A 14,819-nucleotide genomic window follows, 5' to 3' on the forward strand; every position below is an offset into this window, starting at 1 on the left:
CACAGTGTACAACGGTGGATCTGGATTATTTCCAATTTTCACTTCAATGAACGGACAAAAACCTACTGCTTATACTTGCGACACATTCCGTGCTTCTGGATTAACTGGTCAAACAGGGGTTCCATTAACTACTGGTGCATCTTCATGTCCAGGTGGTACATGTACTAACCCAGGGTATTTTGCTCCTTATTATGAAACGTACCAATTCAAAAACACTTTATTGCAAAATCAGTGTTTGAGAATCAGCTTTACCGCTGTAAATGCTGGTGGTTGTAACATTACCTGTGCATACTTAGGTTTAGCTCCAATCTTATTGTGGACTGCTGCAGGAGCACCTTGCTACAATGCAGGTGAAATGGGTTCTCCAGGTGGTGTTTGTATGGGTGCTGGCGTTTCTTATCAATTAGAAATTCCACCATGTTCAAACTTTACTGTATTCTTAGCCAATAACAATGGTGCAAGAGGTTCTTATAACATGAACATTACGACTCCTGCAGGTGGCGTTGCCGCTGTAGGTTGTTTAGGTGCTGAGTGTAAAAAATTGTTGACTATCGGTGGTACACCGGTTCCAACAATGACTCAGTGGGGATTATTCCTTTTCGGTTTAATTATCCTTACGTTTGCTTCTGTTGCTCTTTATAATTTTACTCAAAGAGCTTCTGTTAAGCAATAAGATATTGCATTGTTAAAATATATTTAAGGGCAGCTTTTTAGCTGCCCTTTTTTGTTTTATTAGGGATATCCCTGCTTTGGATTGTTATTTTTGCAAATTATTTTTATCATGATGCAATTTCCATTTAACCGTTCTGTTTTTGATAAAGCTTTTATGATTGCTTGCGTTCTGGCAGTATTAGGATGGGTTCTGATCTATTTAATTTGGGGTGAGTATACTACGGCTGATATCGTGTGTATGATTGTGACCGTTCCAATTTTGGCTTATTTTATTCATGTACTCTTGCTTTTCAAAGATTCCAATGATTAATTTGTTTATTTCATTTAAATCGATTCCCTAAAAATCTAAACCATTAATTTGCAATGTCCTATTTAAAAATTTGGTGGCAGTCTAAATCACCCATCAGCCGGTTCTTGATAGGGTTTATAGGTTTAATGCTTGCTTTTTATGTATTTTATTATTCTCCGATCTATGAAAAATACATAATGGATTCATTGCTTTCTGTTCAAGCCAGGCTTTCAAATTCCATATTAAATTTACTAGGGTTTGATACAGATACCAGTGGAGACATAATAGCAGGTTCTGATTTTAGAGTCAGTATTAAAAATGGATGTGATGGGATTGAAGCAACTGCATTATATGTTTGTGCGATATTGGCTTTTCCATTTGTTTCTTTCCGGTCAAAACTCAAAGGACTATTCTTTGGTGTTCTTACATTATCTGTTTTAAATTTATTCCGAATTGCAGGTCTGTATCTTGCAGGTGTTTACTGGAAGTCTGCCTTTGAATTTTTACATTTACATGGTGGGGTGATCGTTTTTACCATGATTGCAATTCTTCTGTGGCTGATTTGGGTATCTCAAATAAAATCTCACTTCGATCAAAAGTCATGAGTGGAGTCCTGAAATTCATCGTGTTCTGTCTATTGTTGTATACAGCCTTTATGTTGCTGTTAAAAGTACCTATGATCGAGTCAGGTATTAATTCAGGATTCAGAAATTCTGTTGAATGGCTATTGCAACAAGCATTTCCAGAAGCTTATATTGAGACGCAAAACTTTGTAGATGCAAACAATCAGATGGATCCAAATAGTTTTTATCTCGTATACGGGAATCCTAAGACAATTGCTGAAGAAGAAGCTTATGCAGCCCAACAACAATTAAAGGAATATAAAATTTCAACCTTCTCATTTCAGTTTTTCATATTTCAAATGTTTGTTGTTCCGTTTGTGTTTCTGTTTGCTATCTTTTTGGCAAGTCCCATTGATTGGAAAAAGAAATTGATCAATACTGGATTTGCTGCACTTGCGTTATTGACTTTAATTCTTTTAAAAACGCTTTTACTTACCTTGTTCTCAATAGCCAATACGCAAATTGGTATTTATACATTGTCCGAATCTCAACTCTCTTGGGTATTTCATATTATTTCTGCAATGACACTTGGATTTAGTGTGATGTTTGTTTTTTGCATTTGGCTGCTCCTGGGATTTCGAAATTCGAAATTCAACTCCTTGTTTTCAAATTATATTAATCAATTTAAAAATGAAGCCTAGTTTTCTATTTGCATTTTGCCTTTTAATACTGATGGCCTGTTCGACCACACAAAAACCATTCTCAAATTTAAAAGCAGAAGATTGCAGTCAATTTATTTTTGGACGGATCGAATCCAGAAGACAACTGACTGAAGCTGATAAAAAAGCATTACTTGAAAAGGGTTTAAGAATTCAAGAAGTAATTTTGGACAATTTTTATCTGGGATCCTGGAATCAAAAATGGGCTCAAACAGATTTGGAAAAAACGAACATCCGTTCGTTAAATCCATTTGGCTTTCAGGATAAATTAGCTTCCGGTTTAAATGTAACGGATTTAAAAAAATTGGTTGAATCTCCCGGGAAAAGTATCATTTTACTACAAACCATTACCACCGTTGATTCTACGGAATGGAGTGCTTTTGGCGAATTGATTTTTCATAAGGATTACTTCTATAGATTGGTAGTGCCACATCAAAATTTAATGGATCTCATCCAGTATCCTTGTTTGCGTATGATGAGTATCGTAAAAGAGAATTATGAACCCGATGACCAATCTTTTAACCCTAAGAAATAAGTTATAGCCTTCTGATCCACGCATTTTTGTCAGCTTTTACGGCTGATTTCTGATTGTTTTTCTGATTTCAATAGTTTGGTTATCTTTAATACTACTAATTAACATTTATTAAATGAAACCAGTATTATTGAATTCCGTATTAATCCTTTGCGTATCAATACTTACTTTGAATAGGAGCGTCTCCCAATCCAATAATTTGACGGAAAAATTGGTGTTGCAGGCTGACAAATCTATTCCATTATCAAGTTATGCAAGCGAAGAATTGGTCTATAATCGGTATTACCGAATTCTTAGTTTTAGTAAATTGTTAAATACTCAGGAAAAAGTTCAATTACAACAAAGTGGAATTTTTATTTTAGAGTATTTAGATCAATATAATTACCTCGCCTCTATTCAGCAATTGCATCACAACAAGGATTTTGAAACTCCTTTACTAAAAGGATGTTTTCAAATCGAATCAAGACATAAACTTTCTACTCAATTATTTTATGGAGAGCCTTGTATTGTTCACAACAACAAGTTCAAAGTGGTCATTAAATATTTCAGCGATATCAGTGAGACTTCAATTCATCAGTTAATGGCTTCCTCTGGTTTAAATTCTGACAGAATCTATGCATACAACCAGGTAATCTATTTATCAATTCCTGAAAATCAACTTGCCTCATTGACCAGTCTTCCATGGATTGTTTTTATTGATTGTGAATCTGCACCAGGCGAGCCGGAAGATCGGGATGGGAGAGCCCTTCATCGGGTCAATACCCTTGTCAACAATAAAGTTGAAAACATTCATTTGACCGGACAAGGAGTTAAAGTCATGGTTCGTGATGATGGTTCAGTAGGTCCTCATATTGATTTTACTGGAAGGATTCAACAGGATATTGCGCTGGAAATAGGGGATCATGGAGATGGCGTATCAGGAATTTTCGCAGGAGCTGGAAACCAGGATCCGATTGTTGAAGGAATGGCACCAGGAGCTGAACTTTATGTAATTAATTACCAACCCGATTTTTTAGATAAAACACTTTCCTTTCATCAGAACGAAGGGGTGATGATTACCAATTCATCCTATAGCAATGGATGCAATGCAGGCTATACTATTGAAACGCAGGTAGTAGATAAAATGAGTTTTGAAAACCCAAATTTGCTACACGTTTTTTCTGCGGGTAATTCAAATGGTGCTGATTGTGGTTATGGAGCTGGAAACCAATGGGGAAATGTAACCGGTGGTCATAAAATAGGTAAAAACGTGTTGACCGTTGCCAACCTTCGCCTGGATGGTACTTTGGAAGAAAGCTCCAGCCGGGGCCCGGCAAAAGATGGACGAATGAAGCCGGAAATTTCAGCCCGGGGTACCAACGAGTTATCAACTGCTCCTGGTAACGGGACCTTGGTTTTTGGCGGCACTTCAGCAGCTGCTCCCGGTGTAGCAGGTGTCTGTGCCTTGCTGTATGAAGCCTATAAGAAAAAATACAATCAAAATCCTGAATCTGCTTTGATTAAAGCAGCCGTTATGAATACCGCTACAGACATCGGGACGCCTGGTCCTGACTATCAGTTTGGTTGTGGGGTGATCGATGCGTACAGGGCCTATAAATTGATCCAGGATGAGCGTTTTCAAAAATTTACAATCAATCAGGGAGATTTAAAAGAATTTACAATCCAAATTCCGGATGGACTGCCCATTGCAAAATTCATGATCTATTGGCCAGAAATGGAATCTGCACTAATGGCTCGCAAAGCACTGATAAACGATCTGGATTTTGAAATAGTCGATCCAAACGGTACCATTTTGCTTCCCTGGGTATTAGATCCAAGTCCAAATGCAAGTACACTTGCCGGTGGTGCCAGTCGTGGTATTGATACCTTGAATAATTTTGAACAAATAACGATTAATTTTCCAGCAGCTGGAGTTTACTCCGTTCGAATTAAAGGAAAGTACCTGCCCTCCAATTCAGTTAACTGCTATTTCTTAACTGAAATGGAGGATAAAATCCTGCGATTGAATTTCCCAATTGGTGGAGAGCAATTTAACATCACAGAGGTTTCGCAAATACACTATACCGCTTATGGACAAGAGCCCATTCAATTTAATTTTTCAACGGACGCAGGTAAAACCTGGACTGATTTAGGCACTAGTGTTGCAGGCTCCAGAGTGCGAAATTTTTACATCCCCAATAATTTATCATCGGATTCTTGTTTAATTGAAATAAGTCAAGGAACACAAACGGTGCGTTCAAGTTTTTTTACGATTACCAATGGCGTCCAGGGATTTCGTGTAAGCAAATATTGTCCAACCGAAATGGAATTAAGCTGGAATGGAATTGAAAAAGACAGTGTTCTGATTTATAAATTGGGAGAAAAATATATGGAGCCATTGTTTAAAACAACCAATAGTTCCATCTTGCTTCCAAATGATGATCCAAGGAAAGTTAAATGGTTTTCCATTGCTGGTTATAAAAATACTGCGCTCAGTCGAAGGGAATTAGCCATTCCAACTCCAGATACCTTGATTGGATGTTCGATTAATCAAGACCTTGCATTGCATAATGCCGCTCAAAATGCCACTTCTTTTTACAGTTGCAAAGATTTGAGCCTTCAGCCTGTTTTTGATGTAATAAACCGAACTGCCACCCCATTAAGTGGATTTAAAATTAAAGCAATCAGTTCATCTGGAATTGTTGAACAGGATTATACGGAAACAGTACCTGCATATGATACCATACAGGTTACATTTAGTCAAGGCCTTGTGATCAGTGATTTTGGCGTTAAAGAATTGAAAGCCTGGATTGAATTTAATGGCGATCAAAATTATTTTAATGATACCATTTCTGTTCCTATTGAAATTCAATCCTTGTTAGATATCAATGGAACGTATCCGATGCTCGAATCATTTACTGGAACAGCCATCCCTAATAACTGGATTCAAAAAAATGGATTGCCCGCATCTGATTGGAGCCTCGCTGATGTTAAAGGAAAAAACAATCAAACATCAAAAGCTTTGTTTTTTGCAAATCAAAATCCAAATTTCCGGACATTACCAATTACGATAGTTTCCGGAACGGCCAATTTAGCTACTGCGATTGAACCTTATTTATATTTTGATTTGGCGGCACATCATTTTACAAATAATGTATATCAGGATAGTATCCAATTTAAAATCAAAGCAGTTTGTGGAAATAAACAATTTGAAAAAATAATATTAAGTGGAATATTACCGGAATTAACAACAGCCGAATCAACAGTAAATCAAAATTGGTTGCCATCAGACACTTCCTGGTTTTGGATGGCGTACGATTTATCAGAATTTAAAGGATATAAAGTAGTTGTTGAAGTTGAAATTAAAAGAGGACAAGGTGATCGTATTTTTATCGACAATGTTGAAATCAGAGAACGAATTTCAGGAACCGGTCAGGCAAGAATGGAAATCAATCCAAAGCCGGGTTGCTACAATCGAATCATTACGTTTAAGGATAGTTCGGATTTTATCGGAGATACTTATTATTGGAATTTTGGCTTGGGTGGAAATCCGGTTTTAACAAATGGGAAGGGTCCGGTAACCACAAGATATACTTTGAATGGCAACAAACGCATTAATCTAAAAATTAAATCTAGCCTTGCAAATGATGCGATTGTAATTGAAGATTTAAGTTTAGTAAATCAGGTTACCAATAGTTATACATATAAAATTATCAGTGGGCGTACCGTACAATTTACAAATAATTCGGTAAATGCAGATAGTTATTTGTGGGAATTTGGAGATGGAACAACATCCACTGAAAAAATCCAATGCACGTATTCGATTCTGCAAAAATTTATCGGATCAAATTGACAGCAACCAATGTATGCGGTGCTTCCAATCGCTCAATCTTTTTAGATTTAACCCTAACAGGAACATCAAGCACTGACGAAATAGAAACGTATTTGTATCCTAATCCAACTAAAAATGAATTTCATGTAATCAGTGGAAAAGAAATTCAAGCTGTCAGTATTTTAAATTTAGAAGGAAAAGAAATTTATAGTTTCAAAAATGTCAACAGAAAAAATTGCCTGATATCAACCAGTCAGCTACCGAGTGGAATATATACACTGAAAATTACATTTAAAAATGGAGTAGAAATTCATCGGTTTGAGAAAGTGAATTAAAGGAGGTCTGGAGGTCTGGAGGTCTGGAAAATTTGAAATGAAAGATAACAGATTCTGCGCTATTTGTAAAAAATTAATTTTTGGAGTAATTGTAATTCAATAAATACTCCTTCGTTCAATAAATGAGAATTAATCAATAAAATATTCTATATAAAAATAGCATTCAAATTTTCGAACAACCAAACAAACCTGGCTAGGCGTAGGCTTGGCCTACGTCAAATTGCAATCGAAGCATAATTAAGAAAATTTTCAAAAGCAAATAAATCATGCTTAGCTTTTAGCTATAGAGAAAACTCCTTGCTATGAATCATATTTTAAAACCAGACGGCCAGACCTCCAGACGGCCAGACGTTCAGACCTTCAGACGATCTGTCGTTCAGTCCACTTTCGTTCAGCCCTCCTCACATTATTTCAAATGCAATCGATGTTGCCTGTCAGCCAATAATTCTTTAGATTCTTTTCGATCTGGATCGGGTACACAACAATCAACCGGACAGACTGCTGCACATTGAGGTTCTTCATGAAATCCTACACATTCAGTACATTTATCAGGGACAATAAAATAGTATTCGTTACTAACTGGAACTTGTTTTTCTTGAACATCCACCGTAGAACCATCTTCAAGAGTATAGGAACCAGATAAACTGGTGCCTTCAGCCATGGCCCATTCAATACCACCTTCATAAATGGCATTGTTAGGACATTCCGGTTCGCAGGCGCCGCAATTGATACACTCTTCAGTAATAATAATGGCCATTCAAATGGTATTTTGTAATAAAACAGAATCGATCGCTTTCAGTTCAATTCGATCATTTAATTATCTCACTTTGAAAGCTTGAAGTTTTTCATTGTTATTGGCAGCGATTATGTAATAAAGATCATCGCGTCCTTTTACTATGCGCAATTCTCTCAAATCGTGAATGAGTTTTAATCCTGAAACAGAATTTACCAAGGATAAAAAGGAACCCGTTCCGGTATTAATTAATATTTGACCAACACTGGCATCATTTCTCGCTGTTTCTACTTCACGATTAAAATAATTTCCACCCAATAAAATGTCATCAATTCCGTCTTTGTTAAAATCAAAAAAAGCAATGCTATATACAGGTGCAATTTGGGCATCTGCAGGTAAATTGACTTGTTCGAAACTGTTGTTTCCTTTATTGATTAAAGCGATACTGTGAAATTCAGTAGCTTCTTTTACTACAGTCCCATCCATTTTGCCTTCGAGGATTTCATTGACAGATGCACGCGCAAATGCATCGTAGGTTTTAAATTTTTGAGAGATAAATGGCATTTGTTCTGACGAACATTGTCTTCCACGTACTGGAAATAATTTACCATCCGGACTTTTAGAGGCGAGGTAGGTATCCCAACTGCCATTGTCGTCAAAATCATTCAAATAAACATAAAATGGTTTTTTTAGTGATGCTTTGAATTTTGAATTCATTCCTAAATTGCCCACAACCAAATCCATTAAACCATCTTTGTTCAAGTCCTTTTTTTCTATCGTATTCCACCATCCAAACAAACTATCTGTTTTAAATTCTTTTGTAACTTCTTCAAAATGATTTTTTTCATTTTTAAAAAATCGAATGGCTGCCCATTCGCCAACAGTTACTAAATCTTCATCTTTATCATTGTCAATATCAATCCAACATGCACCTGTAATGCAATCAAATGCTTTACTCATATCCGGAAAGTACGTTGTGGTTTTATCTTCAAAATTTCCCCGATTATTTATAAGAATGCAGCTGCGTTCGGATAAACCATATTTTCCTGGAACCAATCTGCCACCAACAAATAAATCTAAATCACCATCTCCATCAATATCAGAAGCTTTTGCAACAGACTTGCTAAAATGAAGTGCTGGAATTTTATTACTGACATCACTAAAAATTCCTTTTCCATTGTTTAGGTATAAATGATCCGCATAAAGACTGGAGCCTTCAGGAAATTCATTACTTCCTGAAACGGTATATATATCTAAATCTTTATCACCATCTGCATCAAAGAATAAAACATCGAGGTCTTCACTTGCTTTGTATGCCGCCCAGGGACTGGAATTAGATGAAATAAATTTCCCGTCGGGTGTTTGCAATAATAATTGACCGGGTATGCCAGCCGATCCACCAAGAAAAATATCACTCAATCCATCTCCATTGACATCGCCATCTTCTAAAGGGGGGCCTAATGTAGATTGTTTGTATGGAATTAAAACTTCTTTCTTAAAGTCATCGTATTCATTTCTATATGCGCACCGTTTTTAAAACTAGAGGAAGTAACCTCTTCTGTTAAAATAAATGGAACTATTTGCAATAATTGTTCTTTCATTACAACGGTCGCATCTTTTTCTTTGATCGTAATGCTTGAATTTGCTTTTACATTATCTACCCGAATGTATTTGCCATTGGGCCATCTTACAAATATGGAGTCAATTTTTTGAACATTTCCTAAACCAAATGTGAGTGTTGGTTCTGAACTTGACATGTAACCTCTGGAGTTTACAACTTCAGCCATTTGAATTTTAGATTCTCCATAAGCAATAAGCACTCGAGCACCATAGGATTTGATATTTTTTCCCATGCCTTCGAGTTTAACGCGAACAAAATTTCCTGTTTTGTTTTCTACTGCCAGATTTTTATATACAAAAGCTTCCTGATTCATATTGTTAACAACAAGATCAACATCTCCATCATTATCTAAATCTGCATACGAAGCACCTTGAGAAAACGATTTTTCATCCAAGCCCCATGTTTTTGAGAGATTGTTAAAATGCAAGAGTCCGTCATTTTTATACATGTAATTAGCCAATGGCACAGAAGGTGCTTTATCTAAAATTTTTAAACGAGACATGCTTTTATCTTTTATTGCTTCAAGTGCATAACTTGAAAAATCACGATTTCGAATATCTCTTAAAATTCCATTGGTAATGTATAAATCTTTAAATCCATCCAGATCAAAATCAGAAAACAAGGTACACCAGGACCAATCTGTTTTTGCAACACCGGCCATCAATCCCACTTCGCTAAAAAATCCATTTCCTTGATTTAATTGCAAGGTGTTAAACATGTATTGAAAATTATTTCCGGATTTAGATATTTTCCAAAATTTAGCAGGATCCATGCCAGCCATGTTTGTTTTATTTCTATAATGATCTTCTGGTGTCATATCGGCTATAAACAAATCCAACCAGCCATCATTATTTATATCAGCAGCATCCACACCCATGCTAAAATTACTTATGTGTCGCAAAGAATAATTCGCAACGTTTTGATACGTACCATCTTCTTTATTTACAAATAAATAATCGCCATAATCGTAATCATTGGCTACGTAAATATCCGGATGGCCATCATTGAAATAATCACCAACCATTGCACTTAATCCGAAGGCATAGCTTTTTACACCCGCTTGATCTGTAATGTCTGTAAAGGTTTCATTTCCATTGTTGCGGTAGAGGCGACTGGAGTATTGATAATGAGGTACATTCAACGCCATAAGCGAATCTCGTGTGGTATTATGGTTTGGTGGTTGATTTACTAAATATAAATCCAAATCACCATCCAGATCATAGTCAAAAAAACTTCCTTGTATTGAAAAACCTGGATCATCCAATCCATATTCTTTAGCCTTGTTTGTAAAGGTGTTGTCTTTATTATTAATGTATAAAATGTTTCTCCGGCGTTCAGGATCCAAGTATAAACTATTGCAAACATAAATGTCATCATAACCATCCCCGTTTACGTCTGCTGCGGTTACTCCACCGGACCATTGATCCCCACCTTCAATGCCAGCAGATTTGGATATATCCTCAAACTTAAAATTTCCTTTATTTAAGTAAAGTTTTTCGGGTCCCTGGTTTGATGCAAAAAATACATCTTGCAAGCCATCATTATTTACATCGAGTATTGCAGTTCCGGATCCGGTATAATAACTATCATAAAACAAGACATTTTCTTCTTCAGTTTCAGTAAGTTTATTGTTGAAGCTTATACCTGTTTCAGAACTTGGCATATTTTTAAATAATTTTATCTGATCCGATTCAGAAGAATTATTTGCAATTTCTTTTTTGCAGGAAATACAAAAGAGCACAAGGGCAACTAAGAGAAAAATTTGCTTTAATGAGCTTATATAAAAGTTTGAAAATTGAGCTATCATAATTCGAGTTGATAATAAATATAAAAATAATGTGTGATAGATTATAATGGAATGTTTCCGTGTTTTTTTCTGGGTAAATTGTCAACTTTATTAACCAAACTGGCAAACGCTTTGATTAATTTAATGCGTGTTTCAGAAGGTTCAATGACTTCATCTATAAATCCTCTTGCAGCAGCATGATACGGGTTAGCAAATTTTTCAGCATATTCCATTTCTTTTTCAATTGCTGCATGCAAAGGATCCGCTGCTTGTTCGATTTCTTTTTTAAAAATAATTTCAATAGCACCTTTTGCACCCATGACTGCGATTTCTGCTGTGGGCCATGCAAAGTTAAAATCTGCACCAATGTGTTTGCTGTTCATTACGTCATATGCACCACCATACGCTTTGCGTGTAATTACAGTAATGCGTGGAACGCTGGCTTCACTAAATGCATACAATAATTTGGCACCATTTGAGATGATTGCATTCCATTCCTGATCAGTACCTGGCAAAAATCCTGGAACATCTTCAAATACTAACAATGGAATATTAAAGCAATCACAAAAACGTACAAAACGCGCAGCTTTTTTTGAAGCTTTCACATCAAGGCAACCAGCTAAAACCATTGGTTGATTTGCAACAATCCCAATACTGTTTCCAGCCAATCGCGCAAAACCAATAACCATATTTTCAGCGTATAATTCCTGCAATTCAAAAAAACTGTTGGTATCAACAACGGACTCGATAGCAGTTTTTATATCATAAGCTTGTGATGAAGCAGCAGGAATTAAATCGTTTAACTCCAGTCGAATTTCATTACCGGCAGTATAATTTACATGCGGTGCACGCTCTTCACAGTTTTGTGGAATGTAGGAAAGTAAACATTTTATTTTTTCAATACAGTCCTCATCGTGATCCGCCGTCAATTGACTGACTCCTGATTTATTGGCATGGGTAAAGGCTCCACCTAAATCTTCAGCAGTAACTTCTTCATTGGTAACGGTTTTAACCACATTAGGCCCGGTAACAAACATATAGCTGCTCTGCTCTACCATTATAATAAAATCAGTGATTGCGGGGGAGTATACTGCACCACCAGCACAAGGACCCATGATCGCCGATAATTGAGGGATTACACCGGAAGCGCGCACGTTTCTATAAAAAATATCAGCATAACCAGCCAAAGACCGAACGCCTTCTTGAATACGGGCTCCACCGGAATCATTTAATCCAATCAGCGGGGCACCGTTACGCATGGCCATATCCATCAGCTTACAGATCTTTTCTGCGTGTGTTTCAGATAAGGACCCACCAAACACCGTAAAATCCTGAGCAAAAACATAGATCAAGCGCCCGTGGACTAATCCATAACCAGTTACCACCCCGTCTCCAAAATAAATGGAATCTTCCATTCCAAAGTCCGAACTGCGGTGTGTGACCAACATCCCCATTTCTTCAAAACTGCCCGGATCGCATAATAAATCGATCCGTTCCCGAGCGGTGAGTTTCTTTTTAGAATGTTGTGCATGGACCCTTGCCAGACCACCTCCTAGGAGTGCATCTTGTTTTCGGGACCGGAGTGTTTCCAGTTTCTTAGTATCCATAATCCGCAAAGGTAGCTAGGCCAACAGAATTGAAGTATAAAGCTTTGAAATTTAAACAAGTGTATAATTCTCTCTTTCACGATTCAAGTGGACAGAGAGTTCATAATGATGCAGAATATGTGAAATAAAGATTCCATCTTTTCGCTTGGCGCAGGCTTAGCCTACGTCCTTTGTACAATTATTTTCTTTATGAGTGCAGTTATATTGCGCAGCACGGTTGACGTAGGCTCAGCCTACGCCTAGCTAATCGTGTATTCGAAATTTGAATAATTAATATGTGAAATAAAGATTCCATCTTTTCGCTGGGCGTAGGCTTAACCTACGTCCTTTGTACAATCACAAACAAGTTGATTGCAGCATGAATGACTTAGGCAATTAAGCTTATGCTCAATATTAATTTATTGATCGTGTTTAAACCCGCTTTGATGTAATTTTGCGGCTTAATCTATACGCTCTTATTATGTTAAAAATAGGTCTTATTCAGTTGATGTGTTTTCCGTTTGTGTTCTTTTTGGCAGAATCTTGTAAAAAATCAAAACCAGCAGTGGATACGCCACCACCCGCCACCAGTTTTCCAACCACCCCTGCTGAAAAAACAGAAGAGGATTTAAAGAAAGAAGCACAATCTCATGAAATCATGGCTCAGATTTATGATTATTTGCAAGCCCAAGGCAACTGCAACCAATTCAACCATTTAATAGATCAATTTAGGAGCAGGCATTTATTTGTCAATGCGGGTTACCAGACTTACCAAATCCTTGCAGTGACCGATAAAGGCTTTACCAGCATCCCGGAAGAGAAAAAGCAAGTCTTGAGGGATACGAGTAGATACAATCAAGGCTACCGACTTGAATTTTTATTACACCACATCATGGTAGTGCCTAAACGGCGAGATCCGAGAATTCCTTCAAAAACCTTGCTTGGAGAAGAAGTCTATGTGCTTGATGACCAGAAAAAAGTTCGGCTGGGATCAACCGATTATAAAATGAGGACTCAAAAACTGGTTTCTGAAAGGTTAGAAGTCATTCAAATTGATTCGGTACTTTACAGATAATCGATGCAATTTTTTGATAAAATGGATGAAAAATGCTAGTTGCATTACAAATTAATCATATACGTAAAAGCTGATTAATTATGAATTTACAAATTCACTGCTTATTCAATATGAGCTCGGTATCCACCCAATGCCAATACCCCCTAATTTAACACATTAACTATATCTATAATGTGTATAAATCTATATTGCACAGTGATATACGTTATTAAAAAAAAAATATAAATTTTTTTTGCATTCTTTAACTAGGCAATGAAGGCCTGTTTATATTTGCAAGGTATAAATCGGATGAACGAAGCCTCCGATGACGAAGCAATTATTTATAAATGATTGATTTTCTGATGAGTAGCCATACTACTCCCAGGGATTTTTAATTTATAAACAACCAAACCAAGGAATGAAAAGACGCACCAAGCTAGAACTTACGCTCAAGCTATGTATACATACATGGTTGTTAAACTGCTGCATGGCAGTTGCGGTCTTTTTGCTTTCCTCTTGCAACGAATCAAACGCAAATCAATCCAAAGAAGTCAAAGTGACTGCACAGGATTCCGGCTTGGTCAAAGTAGAATCCACCCAACAAGCCAATGAAGGCAGTGGAGTTAAAGGTCCTTTTGATTCAGACACAACCCTTCAAAAATTATACAGAGACATTATAGCCGGTGTTAAATCCAAACCGGGTTATTCTCATTTCGCTGAATTTATGGAGCGGGGCAAATTCATTTCGGTGTTTATGCGCCCTAGTAATTTGCTTTATACGGTATTGGTTCCTTCCGATGCGGCGATGAAATCTTTGGATCAAGCCAAATTCAGTCAGTTGGTTTATCCAGAAATGGTAACTCAGGAAAATTTGGATTTCATGTTCAATTATGTTGGCTTTGGATTTTCAACAGAGGAAGGCAAATCCCCTGTTAGAACCATGGTCGGCAAACTACTTATATATGATTACGATAAAAAGAAATTAACCTTAGACGGGCACGAGTTGAAAGTTGAAGACGAGCTTAATCTCAAACCCTCTACGAAACTATATTTTATTAACAAGTTGGTTGAAGGTTCTGAAGTCAGCCAAACGAAAAACGAAGTTAAATCAAATTAAA

At 36.7% G+C, this 14,819-nt stretch carries 13 protein-coding genes; 9 read left to right on the forward strand and 4 right to left on the reverse strand.

Annotated elements, in window-relative coordinates; all coding sequences use genetic code 11:
* The first annotated feature begins 46 nt into the window (after positions 1 to 46).
* From IPK91_16255 to IPK91_16285, 7 genes are all read left to right on the forward strand, one after another.
* Positions 47 to 673, forward strand: coding sequence for a hypothetical protein (locus IPK91_16255; GenBank protein MBK8298792.1), 627 nt, complete (start codon positions 47 to 49; stop codon positions 671 to 673).
* Positions 674 to 781: 108 nt separating this feature from the next.
* A complete protein-coding gene (locus tag IPK91_16260; GenBank protein MBK8298793.1) occupies positions 782 to 982 on the forward strand; it encodes a hypothetical protein in 201 nt (66 codons plus the stop codon).
* Between the two features lie 53 nt (positions 983 to 1,035).
* The gene (locus IPK91_16265) at positions 1,036 to 1,566 is read left to right on the forward strand and encodes an archaeosortase/exosortase family protein (GenBank protein MBK8298794.1); all 531 of its coding nucleotides are present in this window, start codon (positions 1,036 to 1,038) and stop codon (positions 1,564 to 1,566) included.
* Positions 1,563 to 2,225 (forward strand): hypothetical protein, encoded by a 663-nt coding sequence (locus IPK91_16270; protein ID MBK8298795.1) that lies wholly within the window; start codon positions 1,563 to 1,565, stop codon positions 2,223 to 2,225. The genes IPK91_16265 and IPK91_16270 overlap by 4 nt, the downstream gene beginning before the upstream one ends.
* Complete coding sequence (locus tag IPK91_16275; GenBank protein MBK8298796.1) at positions 2,215 to 2,778, forward strand: hypothetical protein; 564 nt, start codon at positions 2,215 to 2,217, stop codon at positions 2,776 to 2,778. The genes IPK91_16270 and IPK91_16275 overlap by 11 nt, the downstream gene beginning before the upstream one ends.
* 112 nt (positions 2,779 to 2,890) lie before the next feature.
* Complete coding sequence (locus IPK91_16280; protein ID MBK8298797.1) at positions 2,891 to 6,607, forward strand: S8 family serine peptidase; 3,717 nt, start codon at positions 2,891 to 2,893, stop codon at positions 6,605 to 6,607.
* Entirely contained in the window at positions 6,565 to 6,921 is a 357-nt protein-coding gene (locus tag IPK91_16285) for a T9SS type A sorting domain-containing protein (protein ID MBK8298798.1), read from the forward strand. Before IPK91_16280 ends, IPK91_16285 begins: the two co-directional genes overlap by 43 nt.
* A 406-nt stretch (positions 6,922 to 7,327) precedes the next feature.
* Here the strand turns inward: IPK91_16285 and IPK91_16290 are convergent, their stop codons facing one another.
* The 4 genes from IPK91_16290 to IPK91_16305 form a co-directional block, all read right to left on the reverse strand.
* Entirely contained in the window at positions 7,328 to 7,678 is a 351-nt protein-coding gene (locus IPK91_16290; GenBank protein ID MBK8298799.1) for a 4Fe-4S dicluster domain-containing protein, read from the reverse strand.
* Between the two features lie 60 nt (positions 7,679 to 7,738).
* A complete protein-coding gene (locus IPK91_16295; protein ID MBK8298800.1) occupies positions 7,739 to 9,073 on the reverse strand; it encodes a VCBS repeat-containing protein in 1,335 nt (444 codons plus the stop codon).
* 62 nt (positions 9,074 to 9,135) lie between these two features.
* Entirely contained in the window at positions 9,136 to 10,938 is a 1,803-nt protein-coding gene (locus IPK91_16300; GenBank protein ID MBK8298801.1) for a CRTAC1 family protein, read from the reverse strand.
* 185 nt (positions 10,939 to 11,123) lie between these two features.
* Positions 11,124 to 12,668, reverse strand: coding sequence for an acyl-CoA carboxylase subunit beta (locus IPK91_16305; protein ID MBK8298802.1), 1,545 nt, complete (start codon positions 12,666 to 12,668; stop codon positions 11,124 to 11,126).
* 460 nt (positions 12,669 to 13,128) lie between these two features.
* Between IPK91_16305 and IPK91_16310 the strand changes: the two genes are divergently transcribed.
* Both IPK91_16310 and IPK91_16315 read left to right on the forward strand, forming a co-directional pair.
* Positions 13,129 to 13,722, forward strand: coding sequence for a hypothetical protein (locus IPK91_16310; GenBank protein MBK8298803.1), 594 nt, complete (start codon positions 13,129 to 13,131; stop codon positions 13,720 to 13,722).
* A gap of 397 nt (positions 13,723 to 14,119) precedes the next feature.
* On the forward strand, positions 14,120 to 14,818 hold the full coding sequence (locus IPK91_16315; GenBank protein ID MBK8298804.1) for a hypothetical protein: 699 nt from the start codon (positions 14,120 to 14,122) through the stop codon (positions 14,816 to 14,818).
* Position 14,819 lies beyond the last annotated feature (1 nt).

Source organism: Saprospiraceae bacterium, assembly GCA_016712145.1.
Lineage (GTDB): Bacteria > Bacteroidota > Bacteroidia > Chitinophagales > Saprospiraceae > Vicinibacter.